The organism is Vibrio orientalis CIP 102891 = ATCC 33934 (assembly GCF_000176235.1).
Taxonomy (GTDB): Bacteria; Pseudomonadota; Gammaproteobacteria; order Enterobacterales; family Vibrionaceae; genus Vibrio; species Vibrio orientalis.
This window is the reverse complement of record NZ_ACZV01000005.1, coordinates 2,177,926-2,198,371: the sequence shown is the minus strand read 5'-3', so window position 1 is coordinate 2,198,371 and position 20,446 is coordinate 2,177,926. Positions and strand designations below refer to the sequence as shown.

Sequence of the window (20,446 nt, the reverse complement as noted above, 5' to 3'; positions counted from 1 at the left end):
CCAGTGGATCTGCACTGGTCTGTTTATCTTACAATTATTTGCTATTTTAACATAGGCTTGAGGAACCGAGCGGTATGCGACCCTTTGACTTGGGCCACATCTTCTGGTGTGCCAGTTGCAACTATTTCCCCTCCGCCTTGACCGCCTTCTGGTCCAAGGTCGACGATCCAATCGGCAGTTTTGATCACATCTAGATTATGTTCGATCACGACAACGGTATTGCCGTGGTCACGTAAGCGATGTAACACGGTTAACAACTGTTGGATATCATGGAAGTGCAGACCTGTGGTCGGTTCATCGAGGATATACAAGGTTTTTCCTGTATCACGCTTAGACAGCTCTCGGGCCAGTTTGACACGCTGAGCTTCACCACCAGACAAGGTGGTTGCCGCTTGGCCCAAGCGAATGTACGACAGGCCGACATCCATCAGAGTTTGCAGTTTACGAGCAATCACAGGAACCGGATCGAAGAACTCACGAGCATCTTCAACGGTCATCTCTAGAACTTCATCAATGGTTCTGCCTTTGTAACGCACTTCGAGTGTTTCTCGGTTGTAGCGCTTGCCTTTACACACATCACAAGGGACGTAAACATCGGGTAAAAAGTGCATTTCAACTTTAATCACACCGTCACCCTGACACGCTTCACAGCGGCCACCACGCACGTTAAAGCTAAATCGGCCCGGTTTATAACCACGTGAACGAGATTCTTGTGTACCAGCAAACAACTCGCGAATTGGCGTAAAAATGCCAGTATAAGTCGCAGGGTTTGAACGTGGTGTACGACCAATTGGGCTTTGGTCGATGTCGATGACTTTGTCGAAATGCTCAAGACCTTTGATCTTTTTGTAAGGTGCTGGAGTTGCGGTGGTTGCTCCATTTAACTGAGTGTGAGCGATTTTGAAGAAAGTATCGTTAATCAGTGTTGATTTTCCTGAGCCAGAGACGCCGGTAATACAGCTAAACAAGCCAACAGGGATCTCTAGGGTGACATCTTTTAAGTTGTTGCCGGTTGCCCCGATAAGTTCGACAACCTTCTTCTTATCTTTAGGAGTGCGGCACTCCGGTATCGCAATCTCTTTCTTACCGCTGAGGTATTGACCTGTTAATGAGTTAGGGCTGGCAATGATCTGATCCATGGTGCCTTCTGCAACGATATTACCGCCGTGTACACCAGCCCCTGGGCCAATATCAATCACATGGTCAGCCATACGGATAGCATCTTCATCATGCTCTACGACAAGTACAGTATTGCCCAGGTCGCGCAAATGGGTCAGTGTTTTCAGCAAGCGCTCATTGTCACGTTGATGCAGGCCAATTGACGGCTCATCAAGAACGTACATCACGCCGACGAGACCGGCGCCAATTTGGCTAGCCAGTCGAATACGTTGCGCTTCACCGCCGGAGAGCGTTTCAGCACTGCGGGATAAGTTGAGGTAGTTAAGTCCGACATTTACTAGGAATTGCAGTCGGTCATTTATCTCTTTCATTACCTTTTCGGCAATTTGAGCGCGCTGACCTTCAAGTTTGAGTGTGGCAAAAAAGCCCAGAGCATCAGCGATACTCAGCTCAACGATTTGAGGTAGCGTGGTATCGCCGATAAAGACGTTACGCGCTTCCAAGCGAAGTCGGCTACCGTCACAGCTAGAACAGGTTTTGGTTGAAATGTACTTGGCTAAATCCTCACGAACAGCGTTAGATTCTGTATCTCGGTAACGGCGTTCGAGCGTATTGAGGATGCCTTCAAACGGGTGTCGTTTAACACGAATATCACCGCGGTCATTAATATACTTAAATTCAACCTCTGTTCGGCCTGAACCAGTAAGTATGATGTCACGAGTCTTTTTCGGCAGCGATTTAAAAGGCGCGTTGAGGTCGAAGCCAAAGTGCTCGGCTAGTGAGGAAAGCATCTGAAAGTAGTAATAGTTCTTTTGATCCCAACCGCGTATAGCACCTTCCGCCAAGCTTAATGCATCGTCGGCGATCACTCGCTCAGGATCAAAGTATTGCTGCACCCCTAAACCATCACAAGTGCCGCAAGCCCCTGCAGGGTTATTGAATGAAAACAAACGCGGCTCTAACTCTTGCATACTATAGCCACATAATGGGCAGGCAAAATTAGCAGAGAATATGATTTCCTCGCCTTCACCATCCATCGGCGCAACAACGGCAATACCACCCGATAGTTCGAGTGTGGTTTCAAAAGATTCGGCTAAACGCTGTTGAAGGTCACTACGAACTTTAAAGCGATCGACCACCACTTCGATGGTGTGCTTCTTATGTAGCTCAAGAGTTGGTGGATCAGAAAGATCGCATGTTTCACCATCAATGCGAGCGCGAATAAATCCTTGTGCTGCTAGGTTTTCGAGCGTTTTAACATGCTCACCTTTGCGCTCTTTGACGATAGGAGCTAATAGCATCATCTTTGAGCCTTCTGGTAGCTCTAAAACCTTATCAACCATTTGAGAAATGGTTTGCGCGGCAAGTGGCGTGTGATGCTCTGGACAACGAGGTTCACCGACTCGAGCGTATAACAAACGCAAGTAGTCGTAGACTTCGGTAATGGTACCGACGGTTGAACGAGGGTTATGCGATGTTGATTTTTGCTCGATAGAGATTGCCGGAGATAAGCCTTCAATATGATCAACATCAGGCTTTTCCATCAGTGATAAAAACTGACGAGCGTAGGCAGAAAGTGACTCAACGTAGCGACGTTGGCCCTCTGCATAGAGAGTATCGAATGCTAAGGAAGATTTTCCTGAACCAGATAAACCTGTAATAACGGTAAGCTTATCGCGAGGGATAGTTAAATTTATATTTTTCAGGTTGTGGGTTCGGGCGCCACGGACTTCTATCTGATCCATTCTCGTCACTCTATGCAAAAACAAGTGGGCTAAGTATTACATAGAGTGACAAATGTGCAAAGAAATACTGGATAAAAAAACAGTAAAGGCGACTGTGTTAGTCGCCTTTTATATATGCACACTATTTGCAGTTAAGCTTGTTCTTTAGTGGTTTGTTGCTTGTCTAATTCAGATTTTTTGGTGTCTTTTAGGTATAAGTTTTCGAAGCAGTAATTGGTTGCTTCAATGTAACCTTCTACGCTACCACAGTCGAAACGTTGACCTTTAAATTTGTAGGCCAGAACACAGCCTGCCTTTGCCTGTTTCAGTAGTGCATCCGTGATCTGAATCTCACCACCTTTACCCGGTTCGGTTTTTTCGATCAGTTCAAAAATATCTGGAGTTAGGATATAACGACCAATAATCGCTAAATTGCTTGGCGCTGTTCCAGGCTCTGGCTTTTCTACCATGTCGTCAACGCGATAGATGTCGTCTTTGATCATTTCACCCGAAATGACACCGTACTTGTGTGTTTCATCAGCAGGTACTTCTTGTACTGCAACAATTGAGCAGCGGAACTGTTTAAACAGCGCCACCATTTGCGCTAATACGCCCTCTTGCTCATTGACACATAGGTCATCCGCAAGCACTACGGCAAACGGTTCGTCACCGATCAGCTCTTTACCGGTTAAGATCGCATGGCCTAAACCTTTCATTTCACGCTGACGAATATAAGTGAAGTTAGCAGTATCAATGATGTCACGGATATCAACCAGTAGTTCTTCTTTATTGGTGCCGCTGATCTGATGCTCAAGTTCATAGTTTTTATCAAAGTGATCCATGATCGAATGCTTGCCACGGCCGGTAACAATACACATACCATCCATACCAGCTTGAATCGCTTCTTCAACGCCGTACTCGATCAATGGTTTGTTGACGACTGGCATCATCTCTTTTGGCATTGACTTTGTTGCTGGTAGGAAGCGAGTACCGTAGCCTGCTGCTGGGAAAAGGCACTTTTTGATCATGATAAAACCTTAACTTTCTTTATATTTTTGAACTGGCGCAACCATACCATGATTTGCATGAATAGATAATGAATACGCCAATTCTGAAGTCAAAAATGTGTCATGTTAATCAGTTAAGGGCGCATATGCTGCTTTGCCCATGCGGCCGCTTGAACGCGATTCTTGACCGATAGCTTTTTAAATATCTTCTGTAGGTGAGACTTCACGGTGAACTCACTGATAAACATATCTTCGGCGATTTGAATATTCGAAGAACCTACCATTAGACAGCGTAGGATCTGTATTTCACGAGTGGTTAGGTCCACAGTCGCTGGTGAGGTATGCGTATCGACAACATTGCGATAATGGAACAGTAATTGTGATGCAACTTTTCTTGGTAACCAGTTCTCGCCATTAATGATCTCTTCACAGCCTTTTGCGATAAGGTCGATCTTATCACTCTGATAGAACAGCCCTTTGAGATGGCCAAAAGAGAGCAGCTCATCCGTGGTCAGGCGATGACTGACATTAAAGACGATGGTTTCAAACGATTTATTAGCCAGTGGTAGGTCGCGTAACTGGCTTTTAATTTTTGTATAGTCGTGGTGGTCTATCATTAATATTCGGTGTTTGTGTTGTTGCATTGCCAACAATAAGTCGTCGGCGACCATCCGTGGGATAGCTATATCAATGTGTTGTTCAATCTGATCGATAACAGGGTGAGTGGTGTTGGTGTCTTCGCCCAAAAAGTAAAGGGTTCTGCTGTAAATGTTCTTAGCCATAATTTCCTCGCATGCTGACGTTTTATATTTTTTGATAGGGTGGAGCATGCGGCACTAGAGTGCGAATTTTGGTGTGCTCTTTGCGTTTAATTTCATATTTGAAAGTAATTTATCGATTACTCAGACCAGATAAACCTTGAACGCCCTCTAAAAATTGGCGCGGAGCAATGTTGTTGTGGAAGGCAAATGGACATTGTTGGTAGGAAGATTTGTACCAAACGGAAAGCGTGTTATCCTATTGCGCTATTTCTACATCAATACCTATTTGGACGGAGCGAAACATGGCTAGCCGTGGAGTTAACAAAGTTATTTTAGTCGGAAATCTGGGTTCTGACCCAGAAATACGTTACATGCCGAGCGGCGGTGCTGTGGCAAACATCACTATCGCAACGTCTGAGTCATGGCGTGACAAAGCAACGGGCGAGCAGCGTGAAAAAACAGAATGGCACCGTGTGGCTCTGTTTGGCAAGCTGGCTGAAGTTGCAGGCGAATACCTACGCAAAGGTTCGCAAGTATACGTTGAAGGTCAATTGCAAACACGTAAGTGGCAAGATCAAAGTGGTCAAGACCGCTACACAACAGAAGTGGTCGTGCAAGGCTTTAACGGCGTAATGCAAATGCTAGGTGGCCGCGCTCAAGGTGGCGCTCCAGCGCAAGGCATGGGTCAGTCTCAGCCACAGCAAGGTGGTTGGGGACAACCTCAGCAGCCAATGCAGCACCAACCTGCTCAACAACAGCAACCACAGTCTCAGCCGCAGAAAGCTCAGCCTCAATACAATGAGCCGCCTATGGATTTTGATGACGACATCCCATTCTAAGTGTCTGTTATTGAAAAAAAGCCGCGCATGTCGCGGCTTTTTTATATATTGGCTAAGATAAACCTCAATAAGTTATAGGTTTTACTTATTAGGTAGTATATTTGTTCTATATGGGCAGCCATCCTGACAACAAGTTTCTGCGGTAGAAAAAGGATTTTCATTGATGAGGTATACCCCTACCTTAAAGTTAAGTACGCGTTTGGTTGCGTTTGTAACGGTCATCGTTATTAGTGCCATGTTTATCCTATTCTTGGGAGGTACTTTATCCTTTAAACGTTTGGGGCAAGAGTATCTCGATCACTCTTTGCAAGGGATTGTCGACGTTGTTGATAAAGAGATGGAAGATCCAGATGCTGCTTATTCTATGCAGCGTTGGATGCCCAAAATGCTGCAAGCCTCCAATATCGTAGAGATGGAACTGCTCTCATCTTATGGCGTGATTTATCGCTTTAAAGATACTTCGTCTAAAGTTGATGCTGCTCTTTTATATCAAGCCGAATACATACTTGAGCGTAATGATGGCTACAGTATTCGCTTCAAAGCGGTGCCGCCTTATATCGGATATGGATATTCCATGCAGGCCTTGTGGTCAATCACACTTGCCGTTGCGTTAATCGTATTTTGCTTGATGCAAGGTTTGAAGTGGCTGAAAGAACAGCTACTTGGCTCCGAGTTGCTTGAAGAGCGTGGTCGAATGATATTGGCTGGTCGCGTCGAGGAATACGCTCAAGGGGATCTTCGAGAGTGGCCTTATACCGCAAGTGAAGCACTTGATCGGTTAATTGAAGAGTTACAAGATGCCCGTCAAGAGCGCAGTCGATTTGATACCTTTATTCGAACCCAAACTTTCTTAGACCAACTGACAGGGACGGCAAATCGGATTCTATTTGATAGTAAATTAGAGTCAGCACTTTCAGAGCATGGCTCGCAAGGTGGTGTGCTGCTGCTGCGAATTAATGATTGGGATGATGTCGAAGAGGAGCAGGGTAAGCAGATTGCGAATGACTTCTTAGTGCAAGTCGGAGAGGGGCTCAATAATGTTATTCAGCGCTATCCCGATGTCATCTTATCTCGCTACTTCAGCTCAGATTTTGCGATTTTTGCCCCGAACTTATCAAGTAAAGACGTCTCAAATATCGCTACGCAATGTCTAAAACAGTTGGCAAAAATTCAGCCGCCTCAACCTTTAGCGCTTGATGATTGGGTACATGTTGGTGTGAGTATGTATCACGAAGGCGAAAGTCCAACTAGAATTATTGATGAAGCTGAAACCGCGCTGAAAAGTGCACAATTACAGTGTAATAATACTTGGAGTCGGTTTCAAAAGCATACGTCGCAGACCGAAGAACGAGGTAGTGTCCGTTGGAGAACGCTACTTGACCAAATTTTGAAACCCGATCAACTTTACGTCTTCTCTCAGTCTTGTTACATGCTCGATGAGCAGAAAGAGAAGCGAGTTGATCACCTAGAGTTATTTGCTCGCATTAACGATCCAGAAAATGGCGTGATGAAAGCGTCTCGATTTAATTCAGCGGTTGAATCGGTTGGTTATGAAGGTGTGCTTGATAAAGCGGCTATTGTAGCAATTACGCAATATTTAAAAGATTCAAGGGATTCAAACCGTTACGCAATTAACCTGCATGTGGTACCTTTTGCGGATCGAAACTACTTCAAGTGGTTTAGGGATGAGCTGCTACAGATTTCATCGGAGCTACGGGTAAGGTTGATTTTTGAGTTTGCTGAAGCGAAAGTCGTTCAGCATCTTGATTATATGCGCCCAGTGATAAAAATGCTGGCTGGATTAGGCTGTCAGGTTGCTATTGGTCAAGCGGGTCGTTCAATAGTCAGTACACACTATCTAAAAGAGTTACCGGTAAGTCATTTAAAACTGCATCGTAGCCTAGTGAAGAGAATTGACCAGCGCCATGAAAATCAGCTGTTTGTTCGCAGTTTATTAGGGGCGTGTGCCGGATTAAAGACTCAGGTTGTTGCTGTTGGTGTCGATAATAAACAAGAGCACCAAACTGTCATTGAGTTAGGTGTACACGGCATACAAGGGCGTTATTTAGAAGCAGAGCAACAGCTACTACCTAAACAAACAGTGAAACAGAGTGTCGTCGCCACACCGAATAAAGTTCAGGTTGGTCGACGTAATCGTTGGCGGAAAACGTAAATAACTAAATGAATATTCAAGCCCTGCTCGGTAAATTTAAAAACAGCAAGCAAACTGCAGCACGCATCGGTGTTGTAGTGCAGCCAAGTGCACTTTTTTTCTCGTCGGCAGTGGGAAATGACCTACCACAACAGGTTCCGTTTGATAATATTCCTTGGCAAGAGGCGTTAGTCAAAGTCCTCCGTGAGCGCAATATTTCTGATGTGTCACTGGATGTCGTTCTTCACTCTAATCTGTATCAAACTTATCAAATCGAGAAACCTAACGTTCCTGACGAAGAGATCTCTAGCGCATTGCCTTTCCTACTCAAGGAAATTATTAGTGAGCGCATTACCGAGATTGTCGCTGATTCTGCTCCTTTACCGCTAAGCACTAAACGACAAGTCTATGTTGTTTCTCGAGCGCTTATTGTTGGTCTATACGAATCATTGACGAAGCTGGGCATAGAGCTTGGTCGAGTATTGGTTGAAGATGAAATCTGGGGACATACAGCTGGCGACAAATCCAATTTCTTATTGCTACAGCGCAGTAAAAGAGGCCAATTTCGTGTCAGCGCCTACGTTGAAAAGCAATGCGCATTTCAACGGACTATTCGTGGGGTAACGCCGCCATTAACGGGTGTTGCAAGTAGCGTTTTACAGCTTGATGGTATTGCGCTGGAGTTACAGCGCTCTATTGACTACCTTTCATCTCAATTGAGAGGAGCTTCGTTACATCAAATGCAAGTTTGCTGTGATGAAGAAGAGCAGCAAGAGATAGTGCTAGCATTGAGCGATAGGCTGAATGTTAAAGTTGCTGCCTTGTCTGACTCTGAACAAGAGTCCGGCCCCATTTTAGCGGCGATGCTTAGTGATATTCACCATGCTGAGGTGAATCTATTTCCCGCAGAGCTCAAGCCGAAAAAAGACTACCTTACCCTAAAAAATGTCGCTGTTGGGTGGGGCGCCGTCGCGGCAGTATTACTGCTAAGTGCGAGTTACTTCCAGTTTCAAAAGAGTCAGTTAGAGCAAGAGTTGCAGTTATTTAGAGCTCAGGAAGCTGAGTTTAAACAACAGGTGACCAGTCTTGAGGAGCGTCTTGCTAAACATAAGCCGACGGCTGCTAAAGTTGCTGCAGTAGCCAGACTGAAACTCGAAATTGAGGCAAAACGTAATTCTTTAGATGCCGTTGGAGAGTTTGATGACTCTCAGCAACAGGGTTACTCCGGTGTGATGCGTTCCCTTTCTGAACTTGGCCGCGATGATATCTCTTTAAGTTCAATCTTTATTGATGCGACAACTCTTGATTTGCAAGGGCTGGCGCGAGAAGCGAAATCGATTCCAAATTGGGTCAACCAATTTAAAAGTGAAATTAACCTGGTCGGGCGTAGCTTTGAAAAATTAAAGATAGGCCGAAATGAGCACGATATTATTACTTTCGAGCTTAAAACGAAGCAGGAGAGCAAGTAATGCAGCAGTATTGGCAGCAGTGGAGTGAGAAGTTTACTCAAATGAGTCTGCGCGAAAAGTGGCTAGTGGCGCTGTGTGGTTTTGTCATTATCATTTTATGTCTATTCACTTTTGTGGTTGAACCTGCGCTAAAAAGTACTCAGTCGCTATACAAGCAGATCTCGAATACCAAACTAAGCACTCAGAGGCTGGAAGCAGACATTCTGGTGATGACAGCTAAACTAAAGAAAGATCCTGATCAAGAACTGAACTTAGAATACAAGCGATTAATGACGGAAAGTCAGGTGCTTTCTCAGCAGCTGGCTGAGATTGTGGAAAGCTTGATAGCGCCGAGTGAAATGGCTCAGTTACTAGAAGATGTGCTAGCGGGAACCAAAGGCTTACGCCTTGTCTCTTTAGAGTCGATGAATGCTGAGTCGATTGTTAGCGATGAAAAAAATAAGTCATTTTCTAGCTACTATTTACACCCTGTTAAGATTGAGTTGACCGGGAGTTACTTTGCGATCGTCGAGTACCTAGAAACGTTGGAAAGCCTACCGGTAAAATACTATTGGCGAGCTTTTCAGTACTCAGTAGAAGAGTACCCTACCGCTCGGTTAGTACTTGAAGTTTACACCCTAGGCACAAGGCAGGAGTTTATCGGTGGCTAAAACATGGCTAACAGCTTTATGCGTACTCATCTCGTTAAATGTTTGGGCGTCAAAGGATCCCACAGCGCCGTTAGGCTGGCAGCAACCTAACCAAGCAACCGCGACACCTAAAGTAGTAAGGAAGCCTCTGCCCAGTCTGCAAAGTATTGTCTGTTCTGAAGTGGGCAAGTGTCGTGCGATCTTAAGTGGCAAAGTGGTATTAGCTGGCGAGAGCGTCAGTGGTTATCGAGTTAATCGGATTGAACCAGAAGTGGTCACCTTATCCCGTAGTGGTAAGCAGTGGAAGTTAGAATTATTCACTCTGGACGTAAAACAGTAAGGTCAGTAGAAATATATGCGTAAACTCGCTATAGCAATAACCATTACATCACTATTAGCTGGTTGCTCAATGGGGCACCGAGACCCAGTTGAAGCGAAAAGTGCATTGAATCAAGCGATCAATGAAAACAACAGCCGTAGCCTTGAAACACTGCCGCCATCGGTAGAGGCTGACCTTATGCCAGAATTGAATGGTGAAGAGCTCGTTACAACACAAACAATCAAGCGCTTCAGAATTAAGGCTAATCAAGTCGAAGCTAAGGCGTTTTTTGCCAGCTTAGTTAAAGGTACCCAGTTTAGTGCTGCGATTCACCCCCAAGTCAGTGGCATGATTACGGTCAATCTAACGGATGTTTCATTAGATGAGGTGCTATCGGTCGTTCAGGATATGTACGGCTATGACATTGTGAAAACGGGTAATGTTATCCAAGTCTACCCTGCTGGCCTGCGTACGGTGACCATCCCTGTTGATTACCTCCAATTTAAGCGTGTCGGACGCTCTTTAACTTCTATTTCAACAGGCACCATTACCAATACAGACACAGGTTCATCGGACTCATCTTCTTCCAACTCTTCGAGTTCGTCGTCAAGTTCTTCTTCGAGCTCAACCAGTACAGCGAAGGGCGGCACTGAAATTGAAACCACTAATGAAAGTGATTTCTGGCCTCAGCTAGAAGTCGCGGTATCACAGCTGATTGGCTCTGGAAATGGGCAAAGTGTTGTTGTAACGCCTCAAGCGAGTGTCATTACTATTAGAGCGTACCCAGATGAAATTCGTGAGGTTCGTAGCTTCTTAGGTATTTCCCAGCAGCGTATGCATCGCCAAGTTATTCTTGAGGCTAAAATTCTCGAAGTCACACTGAGTGATGGTTATCAGCAAGGTATTAATTGGTCGAAAGCCTTCAGCTCAAACGGCACCAACTACACTATCGGTCAGGGTTCGATCGTTAAAGATGCTAGCGGCAGTATCATTCCAGCCGCTCTACCTGGTTTAGATGCGATTGGAACTTTACTCGGTGGTCAGTCTAACCTAGTTATTTCAAGCGGTAGCTTTGAGGCGGTACTGAGCTTTATGGCAACTCAGGGCGACTTAAATGTTCTATCTAGCCCTCGAGTGACAGCATCAAATAACCAGAAAGCGGTGATTAAAGTGGGTACTGATGAGTACTACGTGACCGATCTTTCTAGTGTCGTGGGTAGTGGTGATAACTCAGAGCCTTCACCAGAAGTCGAACTGACCCCTTTCTTCTCAGGTATTTCTCTTGATGTTACACCGCAAATCGATGACCAAGGTAATGTGCTATTGCATGTGCACCCAGCGGTGATTGATGTTGATGAGCAAGTGAAAGAGATTGGCTACGGTAACACCAGTATTACCTTGCCATTAGCGCGCAGTTCGATTCGTGAATCGGACTCTGTGATTCGCGCCCAAGATGGTGATGTGGTTGTGATTGGTGGCTTGATGAAGTCCAACACCATCGATCAGGTTTCAAAGGTTCCATTCTTAGGCGATATACCCGCTTTAGGTCATTTGTTCCGTAATACGACAAAGTTGACGCAGAAAACGGAGCTCGTGATTTTACTTAAGCCTTCCGTTGTTGGTGTGAATACGTGGCAAAAAGAGTTAGAGCGTTCACGTGATCTGTTACAAGAGTGGTTTCCTGACGAGCAGTAATTGAAATGTACCTCGAACACTTTGGTTTTGAATCGCAGCCTTTTCATCTGACTCCTGATACGGAGCTGTTTCTAGGATTGGCGCCGCACTATGAAGCGATTCAGACCGTCAATGCCGCACTTGAAATGGGTGAGGGTTTGATCAAAGTGACGGGAGAGGTAGGAACGGGTAAAACCATGGTTTGTCGTGTGATGGCTAAGCACTTTAAGCCGCACGTACAGCTGGTTTTTTTACCTAATCCAGCCCTTGATGGGGACCGCTTAAGAGTTGCGGTAGCAAAAGAGCTGGGTATTGAGTCGATAGATGTGACATCGATTGTTGATGATATTCAACGCCGGTTAATTGAGTTGGCACGAGACGGCTTGCAAGTGGTCGTGCTTGTTGATGAGGCGCAGGCGTTAAGTGATGACGCGTTAGAAGTACTTAGGTTGTTTGGTAACTTGGAAACCGAGCAAGACAAACTACTGCAAATTGTCTTATTTGGTCAACCTGAGCTTGATGAGCGTTTGTCGCAGCATCATCTGCGACAATTACGGCAGAGAATTACTTTTAGTGCTCAGTTAAGAGGACTGACGTTAGATGAAGCTGTCGCTTATATCGATAACCGATTGTCAAAATCAGGCGGAGAGGTCTCTTTGTTGTCGCTCAGCCAGAAGAAAGCGATATGGCGAGCCAGTAAGGGCTATCCAAGGTTGATCAATCAGATTTGTCATAAAGCTCTAGTGTTAGCCTTTAGCAAAAAATCGAAAAGTGTCACCAATGCTTGCTTATTCCACGCTGTCCATGACACTTACGATAGTTGTAAACCTAAATTTAAAAGCCCGCGATTGTGGGGCTGGAGTTAAACCATGAGTGCGATGAATAATGCACTATCAGAATTGGCCAATAAAAAATCCGTTTGCTCTGAAGGCATATCAAAGGCTGAAGTAAAGCCAGTTAAGCAGAGAGCCATTCTACCTTGGGTGGTAGGAAGTTTTGGTTTAAGTCTAGCTGTTGGAGGTTGGGCGGTTTCTCAGCAAGAGGTTGTTGTACACCCACAAGCGCTTTCCATTCCTGAATCAGGATCAAGCCACAGTGCGATGGTCTCTCCGACAAGTAAAGTAAATACCGAACAACAGCTGATTTATCACTCAGCGCCAGTTCGTGAAGAGTTAGCGAACACTGGGTCTAAGGCTGTTGGTCAAAAAGCTGAAACGCCGCGAGCAGTCACTAAACCACAACCAATATTGCTTGCTCAAGTTAATAGTGCCGATAAAGCAAAACCAGCGCCGTTGGTGAAAAATGGTGAAGTGGTTATCGAGCAGGTAGAGCTTACGCCACAACAACTCTCTAAAAAGGCACAAGAGCGAGCAAAGAAATCCTTAGACAGCAATAATTTGGCTGAGGCTTTGCAAAATTATCATGAGGCTCTTCGTTACACGCCATCCAATGATGAAGTGCGTAGGCGTCTATCGGCACTCTATTACGGTAAAGGTGAGGTTCGCAAAGCCGCTGAAATCTTGCAAAAAGGCATCGCTCTAGAACCAAGTAATGCCGAGCTTAGACTCTCGTTAGCCAAGATGCTGATGAAGGAAAAGCAAGGTGAAGCCGCATTGACCGTACTAAGCACATTGCCAGAGTCTGCTTCGGTAGAATACCTGTCGCTGCGTGCGGTGTTAGCTCAGAAAGCAAAGCAGGATGATTTAGCACTACAAAGTTACCAAAAGTTGGTCGAGAGAGAGCCAGAAAGTGGTCGTTGGTGGTTAGGGTTAGGTATCCAACAAGAGCGCGCATTTGATCTTGATTTAGCTAAGGCCTCTTATCAGCAAGCGATTACCAAGCTTGGTTTATCGAGTCAAACTCAGCAATTTATTCGTGATCGATTAACTTTGATTGGCCGTTTAGAGGAACAACCGAGTGAAAATTAAACTTAGAAAGCGACTTGGTGACCTATTAGTCGAAGAAGGCATCATTACTGAGCACCAAGTTGAACAAGCGCTAAATTCGCAGAAAACAACCGGACGAAAGTTGGGTGCGGCGCTGATCGAGTTAGGTTTTCTCTCTGAACATCAAATGCTGACGTTTTTGTCTCAGCAGCTTGATATTCCCCTGATTGATTTAAGCCGTGCAGATGTCGATGTCGAAGCGGTTCAACTTCTGCCAGAAGTGCATGCACGTCGTTTACGTGCACTGGTGATTGGTCGCCAGATGGATACCTTGCGTGTAGCGATGAGTGATCCAGCAGATCTGTTTGCTCAAGAAGCACTTTTGGGGCAGTTAGGTCAATATGCCATCGAGTTTGTGATTGCACCAGAGAAGCAATTGGTTGACGGCTTTGACCGTTACTACCGACGTACCAAAGAAATTGCGTCGTTTGCTGAGCAATTGCAAGCAGAGCACCAAGTTACTGAGGCTTTTGATTTTAATATCGAAGGCGATGACAGTGAAGAAGTGACCGTTGTAAAACTAATCAACTCTTTGTTTGAAGATGCGATTCAAGTTGGTGCTTCGGATATTCACATCGAGCCTGATGCTAATGTATTACGCTTACGCCAACGTATTGATGGCGTGCTGCACGAAACCTTGCTTAATGAGGTTAATATCGCCTCGGCACTGGTGTTACGTCTCAAGTTAATGGCAAACCTAGATATCTCGGAGAAACGCTTACCACAAGATGGCCGTTTTAACATCCGCGCCAAAGGGCAATCGGTTGATATTCGTATGTCGACGCTACCAGTACAGCACGGTGAGTCGGTGGTTATGCGTTTGCTCAATCAGTCATCGGGTGTGCGAAAACTGGAGCAGTCCGGTATTCCTAGTCACCTGCTCGAACGCTTGCGTCGTCAGCTTCGACGTCCGCATGGCATGATTCTGGTTACAGGCCCTACAGGTTCAGGCAAAACCACCACTTTGTACGGGGCGCTAAGTGAGCTTAATCAGCCGGGGAAAAAGATCATTACCGCGGAAGACCCGGTAGAATATCGCTTACCTCGTGTTTGCCAGGTGCAAGTGAATCCAAAAATTGACCTAGATTTCTCAACCGTACTAAGAACTTTCCTTCGTCAAGATCCAGACATCATCTTAGTCGGGGAGATGCGTGATCAAGAAACGGTTGAAATTGGTTTGAGGGCTGCGTTAACCGGTCACTTAGTGTTAAGTACTTTGCATACCAATGATGCGGTAGATAGTGCACTGCGGATGATGGATATGGGCGCGCCCGGTTATTTGGTTGCCAGTGCGGTACGAGCTGTTGTCGCGCAGCGCTTAGTACGCAAAGTATGTCCTGATTGTAAGACGGAAGAGCACCTTGATGATGCTCGTAAACAGTGGCTTGCCCAGCGTTTCCCGAATCAAGTCGGTCGCCAATTTGTTAAAGGGCGGGGCTGTCAAAACTGTAACTTGACGGGGTATCGCGGACGAATTGGTGTGTTTGAGTTGTTGGAATTAGAGCAGGATATGATGGATATGCTTAGAGCAAACGATGCAGTCGGCTTTTCTCGTGTAGCCCGTCAGTCTGAAAACTACAAACCTCTGCTTGCTTCGGCAATGGAGCTTGCTCTTGATGGTGTTGTGAGTTTCAGTGAAGTGATGAGCTTGGGTGAGGGAAACTCATCTGGCTTTGAACAAGCAATCTATATGTAGGCCTAGTTTATGCCAAGTTTTCATTATCAAGGGCGAAATAGTGACGGTTCTTCAGTGTCAGGTCGTATCGAAGCGCCGACACAAGATGCGGTTGTTGAGCAACTGATGAATAAAGGCATTATCCCTATCAGTATTAAATCTGGTGGTGGAAAGAGTGCACTGAGTATTGATTTTAAAGCGCTACTCACTCCCGCGGTTCCGCTTGAAGTGTTGGTGATCTTTTGTCGTCAGCTATACAGCTTAACCAAAGCGGGAGTTCCGTTGCTGCGCTCGATGAAAGGGTTGAGTCAAAATAGCTCCAATAAGCAGTTGCAAGAAGCACTTGAAGATGTGACACAAGAGCTGACAAACGGTAGAAGTCTATCAAGTTCAATGCAGATGTTTCCTAAAGTGTTTAGCCCGCTATTTGTGTCGATGATTCATGTTGGGGAAAACACAGGTCGACTTGATGAAGCGCTACTGCAACTAGCAAACTATTATGAACAAGAGGTAGAGACACGAAAGCGAATAAAGACCGCGATGCGTTACCCCACCTTCGTTATCAGCTTTATTATGGTGGCGATGTTTGTGCTTAACGTTAAAGTCATCCCGCAGTTTTCGAGCATGTTTGCGCGCTTCGGTGTGGATTTGCCACTACCGACTAGAATATTGATAGCGACCTCAGAATTTTTCGTCAATTACTGGATGATGATGGTGGTTGCGATGGTAGCAATGAGCTTTGCGTTTAAAGCTTGGCTCAATACTGCTAATGGACGTGAAAAGTGGGACAAATTCCGTTTACGCATGCCCGTTGTTGGTGAGTTGATTAATCGAGCCCAACTGTCACGTTTTTCACGAACTTTCGCTTTGATGCTAAAGGCTGGCGTGCCATTGAACCAGTCATTAGCGTTGTCAGCAGAGGCGCTAGGCAACAAATTTTTAGAAAACAGATTACTTGAGATGAAATCCTCAATTGAGGCTGGCGGCACCATATCATCAACCGCAATTAATAGTGGCGTTTTCACTCCGTTGGTTATTCAGATGATATCGGTGGGTGAAGAGACGGGGCGCATTGATGAGTTGCTATTAGAAGTGGCTGATTTTTATGATCGTGAAGTCGATTATGATCTGAAAACACTGACGGCGAGAATTGAGCCAATTCTACTGGTAATTGTTGCGGGCATGGTATTGATTTTGGCACTTGGTATCTTTTTACCTATGTGGGGAATGCTCGATGCCATCAAAGGCTAGCTTAATCACCAATCTTGAGCGTTCACGTTTGGTCATTTGGTTGCTAGTTATCATTATTTTGGTGATGAGTTTTTTGCTTGCATGGAAAGATGTTGAGCGAGAGGCAAGTGACACCGCGTTTTTAGTGGCGAGTAAACGCGTGATTGAGCAAGCGGGTTACTACAAGCAGCAGTGGTTGCTGGCAGGGCAAAAACAGAACCTAAAACTGGATGGCAAATTGATTACTTATACGGGGTCTGGTTGGGTCTTACCCGTGAATGCGCGGCAGCAAAATGATTGTGCTTTTTGGTTGGATGTTCTTTATCCGGAAAAAGAGGTGCTAGGCAGTTTTCCGGTCGCAATTGAGAGTGAGTTTATTGGCTCTTCTTATCGTTGTAATTACTTGTATAATCAAAATCAATTTATTTCTATTGGTTTGATTAATAATAAATTTTCCGCAAAAGTCGGATTTTTGGCGAATTGATTTTTTGACGTGTTGAATAGTAGCGCAAATGTATAAATTCCGTATAATACGGTGTACCAAATAGTGAGTAGTGATTATTATGTTTAACAAACAATCTGGTTTTTCTTTAGTTGAGCTAGTGGTCGTTATTGTTGTCGTTGGCTTGTTAGCTGTAGCGGCATTACCTCGCTTTTTAGATGTCACTGATGAGGCTAAAAAAGCCAGTGTTGAAGGTGTTGCTGGTGGGTACGCGACAGGTGTGCTGTCTGCTCGTGCTCAATGGGAAGCAGAAGCAAGACCGTCACTGACGATTAATACCGACGTGCGCAATACCGTTAACTATGATGGTATCGATTTCTGGCTCACAAGTTCAGAACAAACTGGCGGTGACTTCCGTGATGGCTATCCATACGGTCTTAATACAGATAACAGCAGTTTTCCAACCAGTCTCGATGATCAAGCTTGTATCGATTTAATGGAAAACTTACTACAGAATCCACCTCGAGTTGGTACCGTGGCAGATGCGGCAACGGACTCGAATATTAAATATTCTGCCCAAGCTGATAATGGCGCCTCGACCTGTACGTATGTGCAGCAAGAAGGCAATAGTGAACATCAGTTTGTGTATGAGATTGAAACTGGTCGTGTGACCGTAACATTGCAGTAGTGCTGCAAATATTATCCATAGAGAGAGTTAAACTATGAAAAGACAAGGCGGTTTCACCCTAATTGAACTAGTGGTGGTAATTGTTATTTTGGGTATTCTTGCAGTCACTGCAGCACCACGTTTCTTGAACCTACAACAAGATGCTCGTGCAGCATCATTACAGGGTCTTAACGGTGCAATGTCTGGTGCTTTAGGCATTGTATATGGTGGCTCCGCAATTGATGGTGAAGAGACAGACCCTAAAACGGCGGATGCCGCTACTACGCCTATTACTAATGGTGTTGCTACGAACTTTGGTTACCCTACAGCAACAGCTATTGGTGCGCAGGATCGTGGTATTGAAGACGCAGTAGCAGGTTTGCCTGGCAACGATTGGGTTCTAGTTAACGTCACGGAAACAGGCGTTGTGCCAGATGCTGTAGCATACTCATTTGCAGGAACAGACCCAGTACAAGCTAACAATGGTTTTGTATACGACTTAACTACGCCAGCCAACACAACAGGTTGTTTCGTTATTTATGTTGAAGCGGCAAATGCAACGACAGAAGCTTTCTCAGAAGCTGTAACTAACGGTTGTTAAGATTGACTGAGGCCAGCGTTCGCTGGCCTTTTATTTACCTAAATTAAATTCTTTTTATTCCTTCTCAAATAACCGCAAAACATTCCCTTTAATTGCAGTTCTCTTTTATACTGTATAAGTAGAAAAAATAATCACTTAGGTGCCTCATGGAAGCAAAGCCTAACTCCTCATCTCAAGGTTTTACTCTTATTGAGTTAGTCGTTGTTATTCTGTTACTAGCTATTGTGTCAGTAGTTGCAGCGACACGCTTTTCAGGACGCCAAGACTACGAGCTGTATGCACTGCAAGATCAAACCATGGCATTGGTACGCCAAATTCAAGTCAATCGCATGCAATATAATGGTGTGAATACCAATCAAAACTTCATCTTGGCTACGCAAGCGATAAGTGGTACTTCAACCAACTGTTTAGGTTCCGTAGAAGCGTGTCGGTTAACTCTCAACCGTGCTGAACAAAGAAGTGATGTTGTGCTGAGTGAGAATTACCAATTCATCATCACTGCCAATAATAATCGGGTGAGCTTTGATTTGCTTGGCAACCCGACCAGTGCGACGGTCGAGGGTGGCAATATTGATATTCGTATTTCTACATTAGATGGCTCGAACAGCTCTTGGGTATGCATCAATAGTGAAGGCTTTGTTTTTCCGCAAAACTCGGAGTGTATCTAATGAAAAAGTCTGAGTATGGATTCACCCTTTTTGAAGCTGTGATTGTGACGATTATTTTAGGCGTAGCCGTGGTTATCTTTTCCTCTTTTCTTGCCCCACAGTTATCTCAATCTGGTGAGTACCATTACTTTTCCCGCAGTTCGGCATTGGGGCAGAGTGTCATGACAGATATGCTCTCGGTTGATACCAATGTGACTTCCCTTGCCAGCGCGGCAGAAAACATCATTGATAACCTAGATCCTAGCTATGCCAATTTTGATTTGGATATTGATATCAATGCCGTAAGTGGTGCAGCGAATTTGCAGCAAATTTCTTTAACCATTACAGCAAGTAGCCAGCCTCCAATTACTTTCACCGGTTTTAGGGGAGAGTACTGATGAAAAGCCGAGGCTTTACCCTGATTGAAATGGTGTTGGCACTGATTGTGTCAGCAATACTCCTACTCGGGGTCGCTAACTTTACTCATTTAGGTGTCACTGGTTATTTTGGTTCGGTCGAGCGCTACCGATTACAGACGGAAGCCACTTTTGTTCTAGAGAAGATGTCGCGTGAAGTTCGCCATGCCGTACCGAACATGTTTGAAGGCGATGGCAGTAATTGTGTGTCGTTTTACTCTATTGCGGATTCAGGTTTTTATGCGGTGTCGGGCGCAGATTTAAATTTCATCGTCAGTAACTCAGCATCTGTAAGTGGCGCCAATTCAACTCAGCGTTTAATCATCAATCCAACTCGCTCATCGACGAACCTAAATGATCTCGACAATATCTACTCTGTCGATAGTGCTGGATTGGTTGAAGACAACGTATTTAGCTTTACTAGTGGCGCACAAGATCTGGTTGGCGGCTCTGTCAGTAATCGCCATTTTATCTTCGACGGTGACGAGCAAGTGACTTACTGCATTGCTGGCACCCGGGTCACCCGCAATGGCGTGACAGTGACCGATAAGTTAACGGGTAATGGTAATCAGCTCTCTTATCAGGCCGCAGATGTTCAGCACAACGGCGTAGTGAATGTAACGCTTACTTTCGAGTTAAATGGCGAGTCCTCTACCTATAATCAAGATATACAGGTGATCAATGTCCCGTAAGTCAAAACAGAGCGGCAGTATGCTGATCATTGTTATCTTCGTTATCTTGGTGATGGGCTACCTAGCGACCAGTTTGAATCTAACCAGTTGGTCTAGCCGAGACTCCACCACACGTGGAGTACTAGGTACACAAGCTTGGCTGTTGAGTCACTCTGCCAATGAGTATGTCTTGACCGAGATGTACCCTGATGAGAGTAGCAATGATGTCGGATCAATATGTACTGGCTTAAGGCTTAATGTTAACGGCGATATTCGAGATTTTATTGAACAGAGGTTGATTACGAGTGCGACAGTTTCGTGTCAATTGCAGCAGCTAGAATGTGAAGATAGGGGGGAGCTTGATGGCCGAACATTTTACATTTTGCAATCCACGGTTAGCTGCGGAACAGGTATCCATGAAGTGCAACGTAGTCAGCAAGTGTGGTTGAGGGATTAAT

General features: G+C 45.1%; 20 protein-coding genes. 17 read left to right on the top strand and 3 right to left on the bottom strand.

The features are described 5' to 3' along the window. Positions 1 to 41: 41 nt before the first annotated feature. The 3 genes from uvrA to VIA_RS20680 form a co-directional block, all read right to left on the bottom strand. Positions 42 to 2,864 carry an excinuclease ABC subunit UvrA gene (uvrA, locus tag VIA_RS20690; RefSeq protein ID WP_004415775.1) on the bottom strand — a complete coding sequence of 941 codons (2,823 nt, stop codon included), beginning with the start codon at positions 2,862 to 2,864 and terminating at the stop codon, positions 42 to 44. A gap of 131 nt (positions 2,865 to 2,995) precedes the next feature. Then, positions 2,996 to 3,871, bottom strand: coding sequence for a UTP--glucose-1-phosphate uridylyltransferase GalU (gene galU, locus VIA_RS20685; RefSeq protein WP_004415774.1), 876 nt, complete (start codon positions 3,869 to 3,871; stop codon positions 2,996 to 2,998). 113 nt (positions 3,872 to 3,984) lie between these two features. Then, a complete protein-coding gene (locus VIA_RS20680) occupies positions 3,985 to 4,632 on the bottom strand; it encodes a LuxR C-terminal-related transcriptional regulator (protein WP_004415773.1) in 648 nt (215 codons plus the stop codon). 281 nt (positions 4,633 to 4,913) lie between these two features. Here VIA_RS20680 and VIA_RS20675 point away from each other — a divergent pair, with 281 nt between their 5' ends. The 17 genes from VIA_RS20675 to VIA_RS20595 all read left to right on the top strand — a co-directional run bounded on the left by VIA_RS20675 (position 4,914) and on the right by VIA_RS20595 (position 20,445). Then, entirely contained in the window at positions 4,914 to 5,450 is a 537-nt protein-coding gene (locus tag VIA_RS20675) for a single-stranded DNA-binding protein (protein ID WP_004415771.1), read from the top strand. A gap of 163 nt (positions 5,451 to 5,613) precedes the next feature. Next, complete coding sequence (gene csrD, locus VIA_RS20670; protein WP_004415770.1) at positions 5,614 to 7,623, top strand: RNase E specificity factor CsrD; 2,010 nt, start codon at positions 5,614 to 5,616, stop codon at positions 7,621 to 7,623. Positions 7,624 to 7,631: 8 nt separating this feature from the next. Beyond that, positions 7,632 to 9,071, top strand: a complete 1,440-nt coding sequence (locus tag VIA_RS20665; protein ID WP_004415768.1) for a hypothetical protein — start codon at positions 7,632 to 7,634, stop codon at positions 9,069 to 9,071. Continuing rightward, positions 9,071 to 9,721, top strand: a complete 651-nt coding sequence (pilO, locus tag VIA_RS20660; protein ID WP_004415767.1) for a type 4a pilus biogenesis protein PilO — start codon at positions 9,071 to 9,073, stop codon at positions 9,719 to 9,721. The genes VIA_RS20665 and pilO overlap by 1 nt, the downstream gene beginning before the upstream one ends. Then, on the top strand, positions 9,714 to 10,040 hold the full coding sequence (locus VIA_RS22290) for a hypothetical protein (protein ID WP_004417701.1): 327 nt from the start codon (positions 9,714 to 9,716) through the stop codon (positions 10,038 to 10,040). Before pilO ends, VIA_RS22290 begins: the two co-directional genes overlap by 8 nt. A 15-nt stretch (positions 10,041 to 10,055) precedes the next feature. Then, positions 10,056 to 11,714, top strand: coding sequence for a pilus (MSHA type) biogenesis protein MshL (gene mshL / locus VIA_RS20650; protein ID WP_004415766.1), 1,659 nt, complete (start codon positions 10,056 to 10,058; stop codon positions 11,712 to 11,714). Between the two features lie 5 nt (positions 11,715 to 11,719). Then, positions 11,720 to 12,559: an ExeA family protein gene (locus tag VIA_RS20645; protein ID WP_004415765.1), complete on the top strand. Its 840-nt coding sequence runs from the start codon at positions 11,720 to 11,722 to the stop codon at positions 12,557 to 12,559. Between the two features lie 3 nt (positions 12,560 to 12,562). Next, on the top strand, positions 12,563 to 13,621 hold the full coding sequence (locus VIA_RS20640; protein ID WP_004415764.1) for a tetratricopeptide repeat protein: 1,059 nt from the start codon (positions 12,563 to 12,565) through the stop codon (positions 13,619 to 13,621). Then, entirely contained in the window at positions 13,611 to 15,335 is a 1,725-nt protein-coding gene (mshE, locus tag VIA_RS20635; protein WP_004415763.1) for an MSHA fimbrial ATPase MshE, read from the top strand. The genes VIA_RS20640 and mshE overlap by 11 nt, the downstream gene beginning before the upstream one ends. 9 nt (positions 15,336 to 15,344) lie before the next feature. Beyond that, complete coding sequence (locus VIA_RS20630) at positions 15,345 to 16,565, top strand: type II secretion system F family protein (protein WP_004415762.1); 1,221 nt, start codon at positions 15,345 to 15,347, stop codon at positions 16,563 to 16,565. Continuing rightward, positions 16,549 to 17,028, top strand: a complete 480-nt coding sequence (locus VIA_RS20625; protein WP_004415761.1) for a hypothetical protein — start codon at positions 16,549 to 16,551, stop codon at positions 17,026 to 17,028. Before VIA_RS20630 ends, VIA_RS20625 begins: the two co-directional genes overlap by 17 nt. Positions 17,029 to 17,107: 79 nt before the next feature. Then, positions 17,108 to 17,674: a prepilin-type N-terminal cleavage/methylation domain-containing protein gene (locus tag VIA_RS20620; RefSeq protein ID WP_004415760.1), complete on the top strand. Its 567-nt coding sequence runs from the start codon at positions 17,108 to 17,110 to the stop codon at positions 17,672 to 17,674. A 34-nt stretch (positions 17,675 to 17,708) separates the two neighbouring features. Then, positions 17,709 to 18,254, top strand: coding sequence for a type II secretion system protein (locus VIA_RS20615; protein ID WP_004415759.1), 546 nt, complete (start codon positions 17,709 to 17,711; stop codon positions 18,252 to 18,254). Between the two features lie 146 nt (positions 18,255 to 18,400). Then, positions 18,401 to 18,922, top strand: a complete 522-nt coding sequence (locus VIA_RS20610; RefSeq protein WP_004415758.1) for a type II secretion system protein — start codon at positions 18,401 to 18,403, stop codon at positions 18,920 to 18,922. After that, positions 18,922 to 19,299 (top strand): hypothetical protein, encoded by a 378-nt coding sequence (locus tag VIA_RS20605; protein ID WP_004415757.1) that lies wholly within the window; start codon positions 18,922 to 18,924, stop codon positions 19,297 to 19,299. Before VIA_RS20610 ends, VIA_RS20605 begins: the two co-directional genes overlap by 1 nt. Then, positions 19,299 to 20,009 carry a prepilin-type N-terminal cleavage/methylation domain-containing protein gene (locus VIA_RS20600; RefSeq protein ID WP_004415756.1) on the top strand — a complete coding sequence of 237 codons (711 nt, stop codon included), beginning with the start codon at positions 19,299 to 19,301 and terminating at the stop codon, positions 20,007 to 20,009. The genes VIA_RS20605 and VIA_RS20600 overlap by 1 nt, the downstream gene beginning before the upstream one ends. After that, positions 19,999 to 20,445 (top strand): hypothetical protein, encoded by a 447-nt coding sequence (locus VIA_RS20595; protein ID WP_004415755.1) that lies wholly within the window; start codon positions 19,999 to 20,001, stop codon positions 20,443 to 20,445. Before VIA_RS20600 ends, VIA_RS20595 begins: the two co-directional genes overlap by 11 nt. Position 20,446: the final 1 nt, after the last annotated feature.

Excerpts from the sequence above, each read along its gene's own strand:
- VIA_RS20680 (WP_004415773.1), bottom strand. The coding sequence starts at position 4,632 with ATGGCTAAGAACATTTACAGCAGAACCCTTTACTTTTTGGGCGAAGAC.
- VIA_RS20645 (WP_004415765.1), top strand. The coding sequence starts at position 11,720 with ATGTACCTCGAACACTTTGGTTTTGAATCGCAGCCTTTTCATCTGACT.
- mshL (WP_004415766.1), top strand. The coding sequence starts at position 10,056 with ATGCGTAAACTCGCTATAGCAATAACCATTACATCACTATTAGCTGGT.
- VIA_RS20675 (WP_004415771.1), top strand. The coding sequence starts at position 4,914 with ATGGCTAGCCGTGGAGTTAACAAAGTTATTTTAGTCGGAAATCTGGGT.
- VIA_RS20630 (WP_004415762.1), top strand. The coding sequence starts at position 15,345 with ATGCCAAGTTTTCATTATCAAGGGCGAAATAGTGACGGTTCTTCAGTG.
- VIA_RS20625 (WP_004415761.1), top strand. The coding sequence starts at position 16,549 with ATGCCATCAAAGGCTAGCTTAATCACCAATCTTGAGCGTTCACGTTTG.
- VIA_RS20615 (WP_004415759.1), top strand. The coding sequence starts at position 17,709 with ATGAAAAGACAAGGCGGTTTCACCCTAATTGAACTAGTGGTGGTAATT.
- VIA_RS20665 (WP_004415768.1), top strand. The coding sequence starts at position 7,632 with ATGAATATTCAAGCCCTGCTCGGTAAATTTAAAAACAGCAAGCAAACT.
- VIA_RS20600 (WP_004415756.1), top strand. The coding sequence starts at position 19,299 with ATGAAAAGCCGAGGCTTTACCCTGATTGAAATGGTGTTGGCACTGATT.
- csrD (WP_004415770.1), top strand. The coding sequence starts at position 5,614 with ATGAGGTATACCCCTACCTTAAAGTTAAGTACGCGTTTGGTTGCGTTT.
- VIA_RS20595 (WP_004415755.1), top strand. The coding sequence starts at position 19,999 with ATGTCCCGTAAGTCAAAACAGAGCGGCAGTATGCTGATCATTGTTATC.
- VIA_RS20610 (WP_004415758.1), top strand. The coding sequence starts at position 18,401 with ATGGAAGCAAAGCCTAACTCCTCATCTCAAGGTTTTACTCTTATTGAG.
- VIA_RS20640 (WP_004415764.1), top strand. The coding sequence starts at position 12,563 with ATGAGTGCGATGAATAATGCACTATCAGAATTGGCCAATAAAAAATCC.
- VIA_RS20620 (WP_004415760.1), top strand. The coding sequence starts at position 17,108 with ATGTTTAACAAACAATCTGGTTTTTCTTTAGTTGAGCTAGTGGTCGTT.
- VIA_RS20605 (WP_004415757.1), top strand. The coding sequence starts at position 18,922 with ATGAAAAAGTCTGAGTATGGATTCACCCTTTTTGAAGCTGTGATTGTG.
- galU (WP_004415774.1), bottom strand. The coding sequence starts at position 3,871 with ATGATCAAAAAGTGCCTTTTCCCAGCAGCAGGCTACGGTACTCGCTTC.
- uvrA (WP_004415775.1), bottom strand. The coding sequence starts at position 2,864 with ATGGATCAGATAGAAGTCCGTGGCGCCCGAACCCACAACCTGAAAAAT.
- pilO (WP_004415767.1), top strand. The coding sequence starts at position 9,071 with ATGCAGCAGTATTGGCAGCAGTGGAGTGAGAAGTTTACTCAAATGAGT.